Annotated in this window: 14 protein-coding genes and 1 tRNA gene; 8 read left to right on the top strand and 7 right to left on the bottom strand. The window is 62.7% G+C overall.

Features of this window, described 5'->3' with window-relative positions; translation table 11 throughout:
• The first annotated feature begins 44 nt into the window (after nt 1–44).
• Both RhoBH5_RS26755 and RhoBH5_RS26750 read left to right on the top strand, forming a co-directional pair.
• Nucleotides 45–872: a DUF3105 domain-containing protein gene (locus RhoBH5_RS26755; RefSeq protein ID WP_003941378.1), complete on the top strand. Its 828-nt coding sequence runs from the start codon at nt 45–47 to the stop codon at nt 870–872.
• Nucleotides 865–1,584 (top strand): DUF305 domain-containing protein, encoded by a 720-nt coding sequence (locus RhoBH5_RS26750; RefSeq protein ID WP_270008993.1) that lies wholly within the window; start codon nt 865–867, stop codon nt 1,582–1,584. Before RhoBH5_RS26755 ends, RhoBH5_RS26750 begins: the two co-directional genes overlap by 8 nt.
• A gap of 55 nt (nt 1,585–1,639) precedes the next feature.
• Here RhoBH5_RS26750 and RhoBH5_RS26745 read toward each other — a convergent pair whose 3' ends face one another.
• Nucleotides 1,640–4,009: a phosphoketolase family protein gene (locus tag RhoBH5_RS26745; protein ID WP_003941371.1), complete on the bottom strand. Its 2,370-nt coding sequence runs from the start codon at nt 4,007–4,009 to the stop codon at nt 1,640–1,642.
• A 243-nt stretch (nt 4,010–4,252) separates the two neighbouring features.
• Between RhoBH5_RS26745 and RhoBH5_RS26740 the strand changes: the two genes are divergently transcribed.
• From RhoBH5_RS26740 to RhoBH5_RS26725, 4 genes are all read left to right on the top strand, one after another.
• Nucleotides 4,253–4,328, top strand: a tRNA-Arg gene (locus tag RhoBH5_RS26740).
• An 89-nt stretch (nt 4,329–4,417) separates the two neighbouring features.
• Complete coding sequence (locus tag RhoBH5_RS26735) at nt 4,418–5,344, top strand: LysR substrate-binding domain-containing protein (protein ID WP_221742665.1); 927 nt, start codon at nt 4,418–4,420, stop codon at nt 5,342–5,344.
• Between the two features lie 128 nt (nt 5,345–5,472).
• Complete coding sequence (locus RhoBH5_RS26730; RefSeq protein WP_007726181.1) at nt 5,473–6,801, top strand: MFS transporter; 1,329 nt, start codon at nt 5,473–5,475, stop codon at nt 6,799–6,801.
• Nucleotides 6,802–6,803: 2 nt separating this feature from the next.
• A complete protein-coding gene (locus RhoBH5_RS26725; RefSeq protein ID WP_158170827.1) occupies nt 6,804–8,681 on the top strand; it encodes an FAD-dependent monooxygenase in 1,878 nt (625 codons plus the stop codon).
• Between the two features lie 73 nt (nt 8,682–8,754).
• Here the strand turns inward: RhoBH5_RS26725 and RhoBH5_RS26720 are convergent, their stop codons facing one another.
• Entirely contained in the window at nt 8,755–10,284 is a 1,530-nt protein-coding gene (locus tag RhoBH5_RS26720) for an MFS transporter (protein WP_007726177.1), read from the bottom strand.
• An 85-nt stretch (nt 10,285–10,369) separates the two neighbouring features.
• Between RhoBH5_RS26720 and RhoBH5_RS26715 the strand changes: the two genes are divergently transcribed.
• Together RhoBH5_RS26715 and RhoBH5_RS26710 are read left to right on the top strand one after the other, a co-directional pair.
• Nucleotides 10,370–10,747 (top strand): MarR family winged helix-turn-helix transcriptional regulator, encoded by a 378-nt coding sequence (locus tag RhoBH5_RS26715; RefSeq protein WP_003941367.1) that lies wholly within the window; start codon nt 10,370–10,372, stop codon nt 10,745–10,747.
• A gap of 233 nt (nt 10,748–10,980) precedes the next feature.
• Nucleotides 10,981–12,132, top strand: coding sequence for a N(5)-(carboxyethyl)ornithine synthase (locus tag RhoBH5_RS26710; RefSeq protein WP_270008992.1), 1,152 nt, complete (start codon nt 10,981–10,983; stop codon nt 12,130–12,132).
• Between the two features lie 9 nt (nt 12,133–12,141).
• Here the strand turns inward: RhoBH5_RS26710 and RhoBH5_RS26705 are convergent, their stop codons facing one another.
• The 5 genes from RhoBH5_RS26705 to RhoBH5_RS26685 form a co-directional block, all read right to left on the bottom strand.
• The gene (locus RhoBH5_RS26705; protein WP_007726173.1) at nt 12,142–12,513 is read right to left on the bottom strand and encodes a limonene-1,2-epoxide hydrolase family protein; all 372 of its coding nucleotides are present in this window, start codon (nt 12,511–12,513) and stop codon (nt 12,142–12,144) included.
• Nucleotides 12,510–13,664, bottom strand: a complete 1,155-nt coding sequence (locus RhoBH5_RS26700; RefSeq protein ID WP_047270166.1) for a 3'(2'),5'-bisphosphate nucleotidase CysQ — start codon at nt 13,662–13,664, stop codon at nt 12,510–12,512. The genes RhoBH5_RS26705 and RhoBH5_RS26700 overlap by 4 nt, the downstream gene beginning before the upstream one ends.
• Nucleotides 13,661–15,505, bottom strand: coding sequence for an adenylyl-sulfate kinase (gene cysC, locus RhoBH5_RS26695; protein ID WP_042923180.1), 1,845 nt, complete (start codon nt 15,503–15,505; stop codon nt 13,661–13,663). Before cysC ends, RhoBH5_RS26700 begins: the two co-directional genes overlap by 4 nt.
• Nucleotides 15,505–16,431, bottom strand: coding sequence for a sulfate adenylyltransferase subunit CysD (cysD, locus tag RhoBH5_RS26690; protein ID WP_270008991.1), 927 nt, complete (start codon nt 16,429–16,431; stop codon nt 15,505–15,507). The genes cysC and cysD overlap by 1 nt, the downstream gene beginning before the upstream one ends.
• 143 nt (nt 16,432–16,574) lie before the next feature.
• Complete coding sequence (locus RhoBH5_RS26685) at nt 16,575–17,510, bottom strand: helix-turn-helix domain-containing protein (protein ID WP_270008990.1); 936 nt, start codon at nt 17,508–17,510, stop codon at nt 16,575–16,577.
• Nucleotides 17,511–17,529 lie beyond the last annotated feature (19 nt).

The following is a 17,529-nucleotide window of genomic DNA, read 5'->3' as shown; positions in this document are numbered from 1 at the left end:
GGGCGCGCCACACCTCAAGCCCACACACCGAAAGAGCCCAATCGATGCCAAGCGGTTCCGATAGTCGCGGTCCCAACAAGAACTCCGGGGCCAAATCAGCCAAGGCCATCAAGGCCGCCAACAAGAACAGTCGGCCGGCCAAGAAGGGCAAGGGCGGCGTCCCCGCTCCCCGCCAGATCCCCTGGCTGTCGATCGGCGCCGGTGTGGCTGTGCTCGCACTCATCGCCGTGCTCGGTATCAATCTGTGGCCCAAGGTCGAGGAGCGGCAGGCCCTCGAGCCGTACAAGTACAGCTCGGAGAACAAGGATCCGTCGGACAAGATCGACGGCGTCCTCAAGATCGAGTACCCGGCCGGCCAGCACGTCGATTCCACTCAGCGCGTGGCGTACGACCAGACCCCGCCGTTCGGTGGCCCGCACGACGCCACCTGGGCTAACTGCACCGGAACCGTGTACGCCGACCCGATTCGCACCGAGAACGCCGTCCACTCGCTCGAGCACGGCGCCATCTGGATCACGTACAACCCCGATCTCGTCGACCAGGACCAGATCGACAGTCTCGCCGGACGCGTGAACGGCAAGTCCTACATGCTGATGTCGCCGTACCCCGGTCAGAGCAGCCCCATTTCTCTGCAGTCGTGGGGCCATCGCCTCGAGATCGACAAGGCCGACGACGATCGCATCGATCAGTTCATCACTGCGCTGAACCAGAACCCGAACGTCTACCCCGAGGTCGGCGCGAGCTGCACCAACCCGCTGTTCACTCCGTCGACGTCGCCGTTCGATCCCACACCTCCGGGCGCCGACGCCATCCAGATGGACGGCACGGGCGCTACCCCGGCCACCGACGAACAGATTCCCGCCGGTGGATAGTTCGACGAACACCGATCAGTCTTCGAAGCCGAGTCAGCGCACCGCACTGCTGATCATCGGTCTGATCGGCGCGATCGCCGTCGGTTTTGCGCTCGGCGCACTGACCAACCTCCTCGGACCCGATGCGAAGTCGTCACTGACCGTTCCGGCTTCGGATTCGGTGGACGTGGGCTTCGCGCAGGACATGAGCGTGCATCACAGCCAGGCCGTCGACATGGCGTCCATCGCCCTGACGAAGTCCACGGACAACGACGTACGCACGCTGGCGTTCGACATCTTGACCACGCAGCAGAACCAGCTCGGTCAGATGCAGGCGTGGCTGACCATGTGGGATCAGCCGCTGTCCAAGGTGGGCCCGTACATGGAGTGGATGTCGTCGGATTTGGGCTCCGGCCATGGATCGCACGGGACTTCGGCCACGATGGACATGAGTCATTCCGGGCCGGTCGACACCATGCCCGGCATGGCGTCCCCCGAGGACCTTGCGGCTCTCCGCGCAGCGGAAGGTCTGCAACTCGACACCTTGTTCCTGCAGCTGATGCTTCGTCACCACGAAGGTGGGCTTCCGATGATGGAGTACGCAGCAGCCGACGCCACCGAGGGGCCGGTGCGCAGCCTGGCGCAGACGATGGTCAACACGCAGCAGAGCGAGTCCAAGCTGATGACCGACATGTTGGCAGCTCGCGGCGCAATGCCACTGCCCATGAACTGAGCAGAACTGAACTGAGCCGAGAATGTTCAGACCCAACTGGGCCTGGTCCTGAATTTCAGGACCAGGTCCAGTTTTCTACTTCCGGCATGTCTTCGAGGTGCTCGACGATGTAACGCGAGTGCTTTTCGAGTTGTGTGCGGCAGAACTCCGCCAACTCGGACGCCCCGGCCGGCCGACGCTTGGAGCGTCGTAGCGCCTCGATCACCAGGTGGTAGCGGCTCATCTTGTTGAGGACGACCATGTCGAACGGTGTTGTGGTTGTTCCCTGTTCACTGAATCCGCGAACGTGGAAGCGCTCGGGACTCGGACGCCCGTGAATCAGTTCGTGCACGGCACGCGAGTATCCGTGGAATGCGAACACGACGTCGGTCTGCGCGGAGAACAGATCGAGGAAGACCCGCTCCCCGAATCCGTGGGGATGCTCGGTTGGCGTCAGCAAGGCCATCAGATCGACGACGTTGACGACGCGGGTGATCAGTTCGGGTGTGTGATCGCGCAGCAACTGTGCAGCAGCCAGGATCTCCTGCGTCGGCACATCTCCCGCGGCGGCCAGGACCACGTCCGGTTCCTGTCCGCGAGCCTCGGTTCCGGCCCATTCCCAGACCGAAGCGCCCGCCGCGCAGTGCTCGTGCGCTTGCTCGAGCGTGAGGTACTGCAGGTGCGGTTGCTTGTCCACGACTATCAGGTTGACGTGGTCGGTACTACGCAGGCAGTGATCCGAGATCGAGAGCAACGTGTTGGAATCCGGCGGCAGCCACACGCGGATCACACTGGGTGCCAAGGGAATAACGGCGTCGATCATGCCGGGGCCCTGATGACTGAATCCGTTGTGGTCGTTGCGCCAGCACGTACTGGTCAACAGCACGTTGAGCGAAGCAACAGACGCCCGCCACGGCAGGTCGACGGCATGTTGGAGCCACTTGGCGTGCTGGATGAGCATCGACACGCTCACCATCGCAAATGCTTCGTAGCTCGCGAACATCCCGTGTCGGCCCGACAGCAGATAGCCCTCGAGCCATCCCTCGCAGAGGTGCTCGCTGAGGACCTCCATGACACGACCGTCCGCGGACAGCCCGTCGTCGTAGTCGGTGATCGGCAGTTGCCAGCAGCGATCGGTTGTCTCGAATACGGCGCCGAGGCGATTGCTCGACGTCTCGTCCGGACAGAAGAGTCGGAAGATCCCGCCGCTGTCCTCGGTTTCCGTGGCGGCGTAGATGTCGCGCAGAAGCTCGCCGAGAACTCGCGTCGTCTCGTGGAAGGTCGAACCCGGGGATTGGATGGGAAGCGCATACTTTTCGAGCGGCGGCATCGGGAGATCGACGCGAAGTCGTCCACCGTTCGCGTAGGGAGTGCTCCCCATGCGCTTGTCCCCCGTCGGCGACAGCGCCGCCAGTTCCGCGACGAGTGATCCGTTGGCGTCGAACAACTCGTCCGGACGGTACGACCGCATCCACTCTTCGAGTTGCCGCAGATGTGATTCGTTGCTTCGCACGCCGGACAACGGCACCTGGTGCGCACGATGTGTGCCCTCGACCAAGATTCCGTCGACGGTGTGTGGACCGGTCCATCCTTTCGGCGTCCGCAACACGATTGCCGGCCACGAACCCGTCCACTCCTCTCCGCGGCGTGCGGCACCCTGCATCTCGCGGATCTTCTCGTGCGCCTGCGAGATCGCTTGATACAGCTGAGGAAACACCGCGTCGGGGTCGTCACCGGAGACGACGATCGGCGCCCACCCCTGTCCACCAAGATAGGCCTGGATGTCTTCGTCGCTGCTGCGTCCGTAGACCGTCGGCCCGGCGATCTTGGCACCGTTCACGTGCAGGATCGGCAGCACCGCGCCGTCGCGTCGTGGATTCAGGAACGCCGGGAGCTTCCACGAACCGGACAACGGCCCGGTCTCCGCTTCGCCGTCGCCGATCACACAGGCCACCACGAGGTTCGGATGATCGAAGGCAGCGCCGGCCGCATGGGCAAGGGCGTAGCCGAGCTCGCCGCCTTCGTGGATGCTTCCGGGTGTCTGCACACTCACATGGCTGGGCACTCCGCCGGGAGCGGAGAATCGCCGACACATCCGGTGGATGCCCTCGGCGTCGTCCGAGACTTCCGGATAGATCTCCGAGTACGTTCCCTCGAGATACGTCGACGCGACCAGCGCCGGACCGCCGTGCCCGGGACCGGTCACGTAAAGCCAGTCTGCGCCGGTGGCGACGATGTGCCGATTGAGGAGCGTGTAGATCATCGACAAGCCGGGGCTGGTCCCCCAGTGCCCGAGCAGTCGGGGCTTGATGTGCTCGGCACGCAACGGTTCCCGCAGAAGCGTGTTGTCCTTCAGATAGATCTGCGCGACGGTCAGGTAGTTGGCCGCTGCCCACCACTTCAGGTCGAGCGCGAGCTGGTCTTCGGAATAGTGGTGATCGGTCATCAACGACTCCCGTACCTCACGAGGGTGCCCGAGCAGTCCGCCCGAGCCTGTGCTCAGAGCCGAGCCTAGGCGTAAAAAGCATCCGAGTCAGTCGGTACAGATGATTCGACGACCATGGTCCCCGGCCGCATCCTCGACTACCTCACGCGAGGACGCCATGCCGAGACGGGTGCCGGTTTGGTCTTGTCCCCCCGTGATGCGCTACGCTAACGCAGCCCAATCGGCACACCGAAAGTTCGGTGCGCCCCCGTAGCTCAGGGGATAGAGCGTTCGCCTCCGGAGCGAAAGGTCGCAGGTTCGAATCCTGCCGGGGGCACCACGAAGACGCAGGTCAGCGATTGATCGTCGACCTCTTCACGGTGCCACACCAAAATATTCAGGGCAATCTACCCGACTACTGTCGATCTCATGCCTCGCATCGATCCTGCTCCCACGTACACGATGCGTCAGCTGGCTGCGTTTGTCGCGGTAGCCGAGACCGGGACGATCAGCGCCGCGGCCGAGCGCTTGCATCTCTCCCCCTCCGCCCTGTCCGCGTCGCTCACCGAACTCGAACGCGCGCTCAAAGTTCAACTGTGCGTTCGTCGTCGCTCATTCGGCATTCAACTGACCCGCACCGGCGAATCCGTTCTGGTGCGCGCCCGTGCGCTACTTCAGCAAGCCGGGGAACTCGAATCCGATGCGCTCGGAACCGGCGGAAGCGTGTCGGGGCCCATCGCGATCGGCTGTTATCCCGCTCTGGGGCCGACGGTGTTGCCGTCGATGATCGCCGGGTTCACCCGTGAGAATCCTGACGCGCAGGTGGAGTTCCGCGAGGACACTCAGAATCGGCTCCAGACACATCTCGAGAACGGCGAGTTGGACCTCGCGATCGCTTACGACCTGGACCTGTCTCCACAATTGCGCACAGTTCCGTTGGCCATCCGCGAACCCTTGATCGTCCTGGGTGCAGAACACCCACTCGCGCGGTCCGAGCGACCGATCCATCTTCCGGACCTGGCGGAACACCCGATGGTTCTCCTCGACGCGCCGCCGAGCACCAAACACGCGCTCGACGTCTGTCGCGCAGGCGGATTCGCCCCGAAGGTTGCCTACAGAACTGCGAACTTCGAGACGGCGAGGGCATTTGTCGGCCGTGGCCTCGGCTGGACGCTGCTACTCCAGCGGCCCAAGATCGACGTCACGTACGAGGGGCTCGAGGTGGTCGTCAAGACCATCGCTTCCCCCGCCGTGCCGTCGGTGCACGTAGTTCTCGCTTGGCACCAGAACACTCGCCTCAGCCGCGTCGCACGCGCTTTCATAGAATTCGTTTCACCCTCAGAACCTGCCCAATAGTCCCACTACCAGGCAGCGGAGCTGGTTCCACGCATTTTCCGTGCAAGAACCTCCAATTCTTTCGCTTTTCAATTGTTGTGGCGCACGTCATTGTTTCTTCAAGCCACATTCATCTCGAAAGGCACTTCATGACCTCCATCGCCTCACCGACCGCAACGCGCGCCGCCGCGACGGTCAAGGCGCGTAAGGCCGCCCTCGGCAGCTTTGTCGGCACCGCCATCGAGTGGTACGACTTCTTCATCTACGGCACCGCCGCCGCACTCGTGCTCGGCAAGCAGTTCTTCCCCGGCACGTCCGATCTGGCCGGCACCCTCGCCGCCTTCGCCACCCTCGCCGTCGGATTCGTCGCGCGTCCCATCGGCGGAATCGTGATGGGCCACTTCGGCGACCGCATCGGACGCAAATCCATGTTGGTCACCTCGTTGATGCTGATGGGCTGCGCCACCGTTGCCATCGGGCTGCTACCCAACTACGCCGCTATCGGCGTCTTTGCCCCCATACTCCTGGTGACCTTGCGATTCGTTCAGGGACTCGGTGTCGGCGGCGAGTGGGGCGGCGCAGTTCTGGTCGCCACCGAAAACGCACCCGAGGGCAGGAAGGGGCTGTACGGCAGCGCACCACAAATCGGTGTTCCCGCAGGCGTACTGGTGGCCAATCTCGTCTATCTCCCCCTCGCCGCCTTCATGGACGACGATGCATTCAACTCCTGGGGATGGCGAATCCCGTTCCTGCTCAGCGCAGTTCTGGTGGGCGTTGCGATGTGGATCCGTCTCGGCCTCGAGGAAAGTGACGAGTTCACCGCGTCGAAGTCCGAGGCACCGGCGGAGTCCATGCCGATTCTCGAGGTTCTCACCAGACACTGGAAGACTGTGCTCCTCGCCGGTGGAACCTTCATCGCCACCAACGGAATCGCGTACGCGTACATGGTTTACGTCCTCAAGTACGGCGAGACCGAACTCGGCTTCAGCAAGACCACGATGCTCTTTCTTCTCATCGCATCCTGCCCGTTCTGGATGGCGGGAATGGCTTTCAGCGCTCACAAGTCGGACACTCTCGGACGCCGGACCGTCTACATCCGCAGTTCGATCACCCTGGTAGTGGCGGCAGCGGTGTTCTTTCCGCTGATCGACACAGCGATCGTTCCGGTGATGCTCGTATCGATGATCGCCCTCGGCTTCACGCTCGGCTGCTGCGCCGGCCCACAAGCGGCACTGTTCGCCGAATTGTTTCCCGCACACATCCGCTACAGCGGAGCGTCACTCGGCTACCAGATCGGCGCAATCCTCGGCGGCGGTCTGGCCCCGATGATCGCCACCGCGCTCTACGCCGCCTTCGACACCTCGTTCGCCATCACCGCCTACTTCGTGATCATTGCCGTGATCAGCCTGGTTTCCATCCTGCTGCTCCCGGAACCTCAATTGATCCCGAAAAACACTGCCGCACAGAAAGCCTCGTGACCATGTCGACCTACTTTCATCCGAAGAAGTACGCACCCGAGGACTTCGCCTCCCTGGCGCCTTCGGCCGACGCACTTCCCGTCGTGATCGTCGGAGCCGGCCCCGTCGGCATGGGCGTAGCCATGGGCTTGGCGCAGCGCGGCATTGCCGTCACGATTCTCGAAGCGGCCGATCAGGTCTCGTTCGGCAGTCGCGCGATCTGCGTGTCACGCCACAGCCTCGAAGTTGCCGAACGCCTCGGCTTCGGTGCCGAGCTCGAAGACCTCGTTCTGCCGTGGGTGGGTGGTCGGAGTTACTACCGCGATCAGGAAGTACTGCAGTTCCGCATGGCATCCGCCGAGCACGACGCGCGTGGACCCATGGTCAACGTCTCGCAATCCGAGTTCGAGCAGATCATGACCGACAAGCTGCTCGCTCACCCACTGGTGAACTTCCACTGGTCGTCGTCGATCGCCGGCATCTCCGTCGGTGACAACGAGGTGACTCTGACCGTCGACACCGCGTTCGGAACCCGCGAACTGCGCGCGGCGTGGGTCGTTGCCGCCGATGGTGGACGCAGCAAGATGCGCGAACTCAGCGGAATCCGCTTGCAGGGCAACAGCTACGAGGGCAACTACGTCATTGCCGACATTCATTGGGAATCGGAACTCCCGGCCGAGCGTCTGGTGTGGTTCGACGCACCCAGCAACCCGGGGTCCACGATCATCATGCATCGCCAACCACGGGACATCTGGCGCATCGACTACCAGCTCGACGCCTCGGACGATCCGGAAGCGGAGACGCAAGAAGATCGCATCCGTGACCGCATCACGCGTCACCTCGAATGGCTCCAGAGCGACATCCCCTGGACCCTGGAATGGTTCGGCTTCTACCGCGCCCACGCACTCGCTCTGGAAGATTTCACTCACGGCCGTGTGCTTTTTGCCGGCGACGCCGCGCATCTCGTTCCGATCTTCGGTGTTCGCGGCCTGAACTCGGGCATGGAAGACGCCGAGACCTTGGTGTGGCAACTAGCCGCCGTCATCAACGGAGCTGCCGATTCCACCATCCTCGACGCGTATTCGAAGGAACGTCGCAGCGCGTGGCAGCAGAACGTCGACAACGCAGGCAAGTCGACGCTCATCATGTCGCCGGGAAGTCACGGCTACCGGACCACCCGCGATGCCGTACTCGAACTCGCCACCAAGCGAAGCGAATTCGCGCACCTCATCAACCCGCGCCAGTCGAGTGCGACGCACGCCCGGCTCTCCCCGCTGACGTGGCCGACAGCTGCGGGCGCCGAGGGCGTACTACCCGGCGATCCGTTGGAAGACAGGGTCGTCCAGGTCTCGGCGGACGGTTCATCTACCTCCTTGAACAGTCTGCGCGGTACTGGATTCGGCCTGCTGGCTTTCGGACTGTCAGCTGAGCTGGTATCCGAACTCGACACGCAAGCCGAAATCCTTGCTCAGGCCCTTGCACCGGAAACCGTACGCGTGATCACCGTGGGAACTACCGACTCCACGGTTCCCGATGCCGAAGGCAATCTCGCATCTGCCCTCGGCGCTCGTGTCGGCGAAATCTTCGTGATTCGGCCCGACGGATTGGTGCTGTGCCGCATCAGCGATCCCACGCAATTGAACGACGTGGCCAAACACCTCACCGCCGGCACTGCGCCGACGCACTTCGATACGGCACAGTCGGCGACAACTGCGGTGGTCGACGACGAGGGCCACCGCGAACACGTCTGGTTGGCACTGTCGAATGCACTGGATCAGGCTGATCCGTCCGACCGCGAAGCCATGTTGGCGCGCCTTGCCTTGATTCTCGGTTCGCAAGCTACGTCGACGACCTTCGACGTAGCACTGAAAGACGCTGCCCTGAAATCTGCCACGCGATAGTTCAGACACAGCAACTCGGCCGCGCAGGATTGTCCCCTACGCGGCCGAGCGCATTCGCGGATGAAGCGAGTATTCAGTTGACCTCGGCCAATTCCTTTTCTTCCTCAGCGCGCATTTCACGCACGGATCTTCCCCGCTGCGACCTTCCACGTACCAGCGGCGAGACGGTGATCGCCAAGCCCACCAGCGCGACCCCGGTGACCAGGATCAGTCCGGGATGGAACTGCTCGAATCCGGCGGTACCGGCGCCGGACGCGGTGTGCGATCCAGCGGTTACGAGGGCAGTGGTCAGAGCGAGCACGAGCGCCGCACCGACCTGAGCGGAGGTGTTCACCAGCCCGGACGCCAAACCCTGCTCCGAGTCGTCGACACCCGAGGTGGCCTGGGCCATGATCGAGGTGTACCCCAGCGCGAATCCGAGTCCGAGCAGGATGACGCTCGGCAGAATCGCCACGACGTACGACGGTGAATCGCTGCCCGCGAAGAGGAACCAGAGGTACCCGACGCTGAGCGACGTCAGTGCCGCGATGATGAGCTTGGCACTGCCGTACAGGTCGACCAGCCGTCCGACGAACGGTGATCCGAAGGCGACGATGATGCCCGCGGGCAGCAGTGCCATCGCCATCTTCAGGGGCGACCAGCCGAGGGCCGACTGCAGGAAGATCGTCATCATGAACTGGAAGCTCAGGTAGGAACCGAAGAGCGCGATGATGGCCAGATTCGCACGAACGATAGTGCCGACGCGCAGAAGCCCAAGTCGCACAAGCGGATGCGCCACCTTCTTCTCCACGAAGAAGAACGTCGCCAGAAGCACGGCTGCGACGGCGAACGAACCCAGCGTCATCGGGTGTGCCCATCCACGGGTCGGAGCCGAAACCATCGTGTACACCGTGAGAAGCATTCCCGTCACCAGGGTGACGGCGCCGACGAGATCGTGTCCCCCGGTATCTGCGGGACGGTCCCGCGGAATGAGGAAGTACCCACCGATCAGCGCGATGACGGCAAACGGAACCGGCATCAGGAACGTGAATCGCCAACCGGCACTGGTCAACAGCCCACCGAGGATCAGACCGGACGAGTAACCACTGGCGCCGAACACGGAGAACACCGACAGCGCACGGTTACGGGCCGGACCTTCCTTGAACGTCGTGGTGAGAATGGACATTGCGGTCGGAGCGGTGAAGGCCGCGGCCAATCCCTTCACGAATCGTGATGCGATCAGCAGTGTTCCGTTGTCGACAAGGCCACCGACCAGCGAGGCGATTGCGAACACGGTCAGTGCGATCAGGAAGACCTTCCTGCGCCCGAGAAGATCGGCGGTACGTCCACCGAGTAGCAACAGGCCGCCGAATCCGAGGACGTAGCCGTTGATGATCCACTGCAGCGAGGTAGTGGACAGGCCCAGTTCATTGCCGATGGACGGAAGCGCGACGCCCACCATCGACACATCGAGACCGTCGAGGAACAACACGAGGCAGAGCACCGCGAGGATGCCCCACAGCTTGAGGGACCAGCCCTCCCCTGTGGCCGGATCCGAGGATTCCGTAGAAACCGGGGCTTCCGGCGAATCGAATGGTTTGAGTGTCGAGTCTGTGCAAGTCACGTCAGCGAGAATAGATGCACATGCACATAATGCACAAGCATTTAATGCAATTGCACGTAATCGAGTCTTCAACTAGAATGCGGTCGTGACGTCGGAATCCGAATTGCGCAACACCTGGCGCTCGCTGTCGACCAGCTACAACGACATCGCGTGCGAACTCGATCGCCAGATGCAGTCGGCGCATGGGCTGAGCATGAGCGACTTCGAGGCTCTCGACCGACTCATGGACGCCACGTGCGAACGTCCACGCATGCAGGAGCTTGCCTCGGAGATGTACCTGAGTCCCAGCGCGCTCTCCCGTAGCGTGGCCCGTCTCGAGAAGGCCGGACTGGTTCAGCGAGCACTGTGCGAGGCCGACCGGCGCGGAGTCTTCGTCGACGTCACCGACAAAGGACGTCAGGTACACGCGGACGCCAGCAAAATCCAACTGGCCGTACTGGATTCACGCCTGCGCGAGCAGTAGCCACACGTCAGCGGAGCACGACACAGCGCCCGGCCACCGGGCGAGGGCCGTTCCGGACTAGACTGAGCACATACCGACGCGCCTTTCTGTTGCCGTCGGCGATCGACAGCAGCGCAGCCAGCACGCTTTCACGCGGTCCTGGCCGAGGCAATCTGCCAGCGTTCCTGCGGCTTCTGCTAGTCCCTCAGGCTCCTGCCTGACATCTCTACCTGCTCCTATCGAGAGATACACAATTGAACAACGCACGCACCCTTGGAGTCATCGGACAGTCGAGCAAACCGGCAGAACGCCGGTTGCCGATCCATCCTGCGCATTTCGATCGCATCGATGCCGAACTACGTTCTCGGATCTACCTCGAAGAAGGCTACGGCCACCCCTTCGGCTACTCCGACGACTACCTCTCGCGCCTCGTTGCCGGAATCCGCACGCGCAAGCAGATTTTGGCGGAAACCGATGTGGTTCTGCTACCGAAGCCGTTGGTGCGTGACCTCGCCGAACTACGGTCAGGTCAGGTTCTCTGGGGCTGGCCGCACTGTGTCCAGGACACCGAACTGACACAGATCGCGATCGACAAGAAACTGACTCTCATCGCCTTCGAGGCCATGAACTTCTGGCACAGCGACGGATCGTTCAATCTGCATGTGTTCCACAAGAACAACGAGCTCGCCGGTTATTGCTCGGTACTGCACGCCCTGCAGTTGATCGGTTCCACCGGTGACTACGGCCGGCGTCTCACCGCTGCCGTGATCGGTTTCGGAGCCACTGCACGCGGCGCGGTCACAGCACTCAAGGCGCACGGTATCCACGAAGTGGACGTCCTCACCCAGCGTGGAGTCACCGCGGTCAGCTCCCCCATCCACTCGGCGCGCATGGTCTCGTTCGACAACAACAACGGTGACGTCCGTGGCAGCCACGTCATGCTCGACAACCACAGCGTGCCGGTGCCCGGTTTCTTGGCCGAGCACGACATCGTCGTCAACTGCGTACTGCAGAACACGGACGCCCCACTGACGTTCCTGACCGAGGAAGATCTCATGGACTTCCAACCGGGAAGCCTCATCGTCGACGTCTCGTGCGACGAAGGCATGGGGTTCAGCTGGGCTCGTCCCACCTCGTTCGCGGATCCGACCTTCATCGTCGGCGACAACATCACTTACTACGGCGTCGATCACAGCCCGTCGTACCTGTGGAACTCCGCGTCGTGGGAGATCAGCGAATCACTTCTTCCCTACCTGCCCACTGTGATGGCAGGAGAGACGGCCTGGAAGGCAGACGAGACCGTCGATCGGGCCATCGAAATCCGGGAGGGCGTCATCGTGAATCCCGCCATCACACGTTTCCAGCACCGCTCGTCGGACTACCCGCACGCTGTCATCGCGGAGTAGGCGCCCCGATCAGGCCTGGCCGGCTGCCGCATTGATCGGCGCCATGTCGAAATAGTCGCGCCAGGCTTTGATCTTTCCGTCCTCGACTTCGAACACCCCCATGACCGGGAGCGCTACCTCGGCGCCGTTGATGGTGAAAACGTCGACGCGCTCGTTCATGACGGTGTTGCCGTCCGCGACCTGACGCTTGATCTGAAAGTCGATGTTGCCGAAGGCACCGACAAACTGCTCGATGAACGCCCGGACGGCCTCGCGACCGACCACGGGCTCCATCGGGATGTTGTGATAAACGACGTCATCGGTGAAGTAGTCGACGATCTTTGCAACATCGGCGTCTGCCCACAGCGCACAGAAATCGGTGATCAGTTTGTCCGATGTCATTGTGTTCCAGCCTCTTTCGAATCGTCTTCGTGGGGTTCGATGATTGCCAGGATGCTTTCGATCTCGCCTGCCGGTATCCCGAAGTACTCGGTGACGAAAACTGTGACGGCCGGTGCCTGGCCAGGTGTTCCGAGGTCGAGCAGATACCGGGCTACGACGCTCTCGCCCCACTCACGCAGCGCGAGTTCACGTATCGCCACGATTCCGCGATATTGCTGGCCTTGTTCGAGCTCGTTGCTGATGAAGGCTCCGCTGTCACCGGTTCGCTGACCGTTCTCGACCCGCCAGGCGTCGGCGGCGAAGCGGACCTTCGTTGCGTCATGAGTGAGCAATGCGTTCACGTATTCACGCGCCATGGCGACGCGTCCGCTTACCGCAGACTCCGTGGAGTGCTTGGCAATTGCGCCCAGGATCGACTCCGACAACTCCGGTCGGCAGATCACGAGATCCGGCAGGTACGGATGCGATTCGTTGTAGAGCAGCGGCGAACCGTCGATGCGGCTGCAATGCAGTCCCGCCGCCTGTGCGACGCCGACGGGTGCAGCCGAATCCCATTCCCACTGCCCACCGGCGTGCAGGTACGCGTCGACCTCGCCGCGCACCACCGCCATCGCCTTGGCGCCGGCCGATCCCATGTGCACCACGTCGGCGCCGAGTTCGGCTGCCACCGCTTCGGTGAATGCGGGTGGTCGCGATCCGCTGACTACTACGCGGAGCGGCGAGTTGGCGGCAACCGAAGCTGCCTCGTCGCCACTGGAGTACACCGCTCCGAGCGCCGGCTGAGCAACCGCGGCTGCGGTAATTCCGCTACCGCGCTCCCAAAGCGCCACGTGCACTGCCCAATCCGCATGATTCGGCAAGCCGTATTCCTTGGAGCCGTCCAGCGGATCGATGATCCAGACCCGAGCTGCATCCAGACGACTGCGATCGTCGGCAGATTCCTCAGAGAGCACGGCATCGCCCGGCCGCTCGGCAGCCAACCGGTCGAGGATGTAGGAATCGGCGGCCTTGTCGCCCCGGCGACCCAGTTCACGACCGTCGTCGACACCCAGACCCTCGGCTCGGATCCCCAGGAGGATCGCACCGGCGGCCTGCGCCAATTCCGCCGCGAGTGCCTCGTCGGCGATTCTGCTGTGTGTGGATTCGCTCACCGGTCCAACACTTCCATAATTCGCAGCGCAAGTTCGGTAGGCGTTCCGTCTTCGGGTCTGATCACCAGCTCGGGACTTGTCGGAGCTTCGTAGGGATCGTCGACTCCGGTGAATCCCGTGATTTCCCCGGCCCTGGCCTTGGCGTACATGCCCTTGGGGTCTCGGGCTTCACATTGCTCGATCGGGGTGTCGACGTAGACCTCGACGAACTTCAGCCCGGCGGCCTCGTGCGCCGCCCGCACTCGATCACGATCTGCGCGGTACGGGCTGATCAGGCAGGCCACTGCCACTGCACCTGAATCAGCGAACAACTGCGCCACCGAGCCGACTCGGCGGACGTTCTCGGCGCGGTCATCGGCACTGAATCCCAGATCCGCGTTCAATCCGTGCCGGAGGTTGTCGCCGTCGAGGCGGTACGCCGGGATACCCGCGGCCACCAACCGCCGCTCGAGTTCCACCGCGATCGTCGACTTACCCGAGGCCGAGAGACCGGTGAGCCAGACGGTGGCGCCGGCAGTCGCACGTTCCTCGCGAGAAACCTCCGAACTGTGCCAGACGACGCGCGATTCCTTGAGTGTCGGACCGTTGATCATTCCGGCGGCGACGGTATTGCCCGTGGTCTCGTCCACGAGAATGAAGCTGCCCGTCACGCGGTTGCGGCGGTAGGGATCGAACATCAACGGCTGCTGCGTCTTGATCGAGATGCGGCCGATCTCGTTGAGGGACAGAGATTCTGCCTTCTCGTCGCGGTGCAGCGAATTGACGTCCAGCCGGTAGTCGAGCTTGACGATCTGCGCTTTCGTGGAGCGCGTGGTGTGCAGCAACGAGTAGCGATTGTTCTCCGACAGAGTTGTCTGTTCGGTCAACCAACAGACCATCGCATCGATTTCCTGCCCGACCTGCGGCCGGTTGTTGAGTCGACACAATTGGTCCCCGCGGCTGACGTCGAGATCGTCGGTCAGCTCGATGCATACGGCCGAGGGCGCAAACGCTTCGTCGATCACGTCACCGCCCGGCCCGTGGACTGCCTTCACCGTCGAGGTGAATCCTGAAGGCAAAGCCACGATTTCGTCGCCGGGCTTGAAGACGCCACTGGCCACCGTTCCGGCGTATCCACGGAAATCGTGGAGGTCGGCGTCGGTCTGCTTCTGCGGACGGATCACGTACTGCACCGGAAACCGAGCGTCGATCAAGTTGCGGTCCGACGCGATGTGCACCTGCTCGAGATGGTGCAGCAGAGAAGGCCCGTCGTACCAGGACATGTTCTCGGTCCGGGCAACGATGTTGTCCCCCAACAGCGCCGAGACCGGAATGAACGTCAGGTCGTGGACGTCCAACTTGATCGCGAACTGTCGGAATTCTTCCTTGATCTCCTCGAACCGTTCCTGAGACCAGCCCACCAGGTCCATTTTGTTCACACACAGCACGAGGTGGGGTATCCCCAGGAGAGTGGACAAGAAGGCGTGCCGCCGCGTCTGTTCGAGCACCCCTTTGCGAGCATCCACCAGGATCAGGGCAAGGTCGGCCGTCGACGCGCCGGTCACCATGTTGCGGGTGTACTGCTCGTGCCCGGGAGTGTCCGCGATGATGAACTTCCGATGAGGGGTCGCGAAATACCGGTGGGCCACGTCGATCGTGATGCCCTGTTCACGCTCGGCGCGCAATCCGTCGGTCAGTAGCGCGAGGTTGGCGTACTCGTCGCCGCGTTCTCGACTGCTCCGTTCCACGGCCTCGAGTTGGTCCTCGAAGATCGACTTGGAGTCGTAGAGCAAGCGGCCGATGAGTGTCGATTTTCCGTCGTCGACACTGCCCGCTGTAGCGACTCTCAGCAGTTGCGGCATCAGAAGTACCCCTCTTTCTTACGATCTTCCATGCCAGCTTCGGAAATCCGGTCATCAGCCCTGGTTGCGCCACGCTCCGTGATACGGCTCGCCGCAACTTCTTCCACGACAGCGCCCGGTGTTTCGGCCGACGATTCGACACATCCGGTACACGTTGCGTCGCCGACCGTACGGAAGCGCACCAACGCCTCGTAGGACTCTTCGCCGGCGCGAAGCTCGAGGAAACGGGTGCGTGCCAACAACATTCCGTCGCGTGGAACCACCTCGCGACGATGGGCGTAGTAGATGCCGGGGAGGTCGATCTGCTCGCTCTCGATGTACTGCCAGATGTCGAGCTCTGTCCAGTTCGAGAGCGGGAAGATCCGAATATGTTCGCCCTTACGGTGTTTGCCGTTGTACAGGTTCCACAGTTCAGGTCGCTGCACCTTCGGATCCCATTGCCCGAACTCGTCCCGGAAGCTGAACACCCTCTCTTTGGCGCGCGCCTTCTCCTCGTCTCGGCGAGCACCACCGAACACGGCGTCGAACTTGTTGTCGCGAATTCCGCGCAGCAACGCGTGCGTCTGGAGGCGATTGCGACTGGAACCGACTCCGGTGTCCTCGATGACGCGACCGGCGTCGATGTCGTCCTGCACGCTGGAGACGACAAGACGCAGGTTGAAGCGATCGACCGTCTGATCGCGGAATTCGATCACCTCGTCGAAATTGTGACCGGTGTCGACGTGCATCACAGCGAACGGCAGTGGGGCAGGCCAGAATGCCTTGGCCGCTACGTGCAGCATCACGACGGAATCCTTACCTCCGGAGAACAGGAGGACCGGCTTTTCGAAAGTCGCTGCGACTTCGCGGAAAATATGGACCGCCTCCACTTCGAGTGCTCGCAGATGCGACAACTCGTAGGCGGGCGGGGTCTGGAGTGTTGCCATGTCTTTCGCTCCTGAGCATCACGTACTCCGTGCGGAACACCATTTCCGCATCGGTACATTTATGTACCGGACTGGTTCTAAATTGAACGCAATCACAGAATAGAACTCGTTCTACCCAAAGGTCAATGACCGGCAATAAGACGTCACAGACCGCGAACCGGACTCCTGCCACCAACTTCCGCCGTCACCGCATCCGCCGCCGCAACCAGCACCGCGGCGCGGCGCTCGATCTCGGCGCCCGTGATCGCCCCACCCACATAAAGTGTCAGCACAAGGGCCTGATGCCCCTCGGCGTCGTAGGTCGGGGCCGCGATGAGACTGACGGGATGCTCGTCGTCAGAGCTGATGTCGCGTCCGAGATACACCCTCTCGCCCAGGCTCGACACCATCTCACCGAGCAGTTCACGCACCTCCGGCGGAAGATCGTGCGTCGCAACGCCCGCCATCAGCGTGTGCAGTCGCTGCCCGACGGGATCCAGACTCTCGACCAGATATCCCGCAGCCCGACACTCGCGGACCACGTTCCACAGACGCTCGCGATCCAAGCGCACCGGCAGGCTCGGCTCTTTGCTCAGCCAACTGTCCATGTCGTGATCCGAAGCCCAGAGGACGTACATCAGCCCGACCGGCGGAGCGAACGGGTACACCTGACCGACCTTGGCAGCGCGACGCGCGCCGATCGGTCCGGTCACTTCGAGAACGCTGATCTGATCACCGATCACACCGGACGCCGTGCACGTCGTCCCGAACTCCGTGCTCACTTTCTCCAGATGGGTACGGGCAATGGGTCCGACGGCAAATCCTCGCTGAGCTGCACGTCCGGCCGCGATCAAGGCCGGACCGAGCCCATAGGTCTTCGACACCTCGTCCCGAGTCAGGTATCCACGATCAGCCAGCGCCGTGAGGATTCCCAAGCAGGTGGGCTTGCTGATCTCGAGCGCGCGGGCCAGTTCCGACAGCCCGAACCGCTGATCAGGGCGGCCGACGAGGTAGTCGAGCACCTGAACCACCCGTTCGGTGGGAGGCGATTGTCTCCCCCTCGGGCGTCCCTCTTCAGGCGTCTTCTCCGGTCCACCCATTGACCACTCCCTAGAACGC

This window comes from Rhodococcus sp. BH5 (genome assembly GCF_027583855.1).
GTDB classification, from domain to species: domain Bacteria; phylum Actinomycetota; class Actinomycetes; order Mycobacteriales; family Mycobacteriaceae; genus Rhodococcus_F; species Rhodococcus_F qingshengii.
Note: the sequence above shows the minus strand (reverse complement) of the source record. Positions and strands in the feature narration are given on the sequence as shown.

Bases quoted from the DNA above. Each gene is read 5' to 3' on its own strand.
- RhoBH5_RS26755 (WP_003941378.1), top strand. From the start codon at position 45: ATGCCAAGCGGTTCCGATAGTCGCGGTCCCAACAAGAACTCCGGGGCC.
- RhoBH5_RS26745 (WP_003941371.1), bottom strand. From the start codon at position 4,009: ATGACCGATCACCACTATTCCGAAGACCAGCTCGCGCTCGACCTGAAG.
- RhoBH5_RS26735 (WP_221742665.1), top strand. From the start codon at position 4,418: ATGCCTCGCATCGATCCTGCTCCCACGTACACGATGCGTCAGCTGGCT.
- RhoBH5_RS26730 (WP_007726181.1), top strand. From the start codon at position 5,473: ATGACCTCCATCGCCTCACCGACCGCAACGCGCGCCGCCGCGACGGTC.
- RhoBH5_RS26725 (WP_158170827.1), top strand. From the start codon at position 6,804: ATGTCGACCTACTTTCATCCGAAGAAGTACGCACCCGAGGACTTCGCC.
- RhoBH5_RS26705 (WP_007726173.1), bottom strand. From the start codon at position 12,513: ATGACATCGGACAAACTGATCACCGATTTCTGTGCGCTGTGGGCAGAC.
- cysC (WP_042923180.1), bottom strand. From the start codon at position 15,505: ATGCCGCAACTGCTGAGAGTCGCTACAGCGGGCAGTGTCGACGACGGA.
- cysD (WP_270008991.1), bottom strand. From the start codon at position 16,431: ATGGCAACACTCCAGACCCCGCCCGCCTACGAGTTGTCGCATCTGCGA.
- RhoBH5_RS26685 (WP_270008990.1), bottom strand. From the start codon at position 17,510: ATGGGTGGACCGGAGAAGACGCCTGAAGAGGGACGCCCGAGGGGGAGA.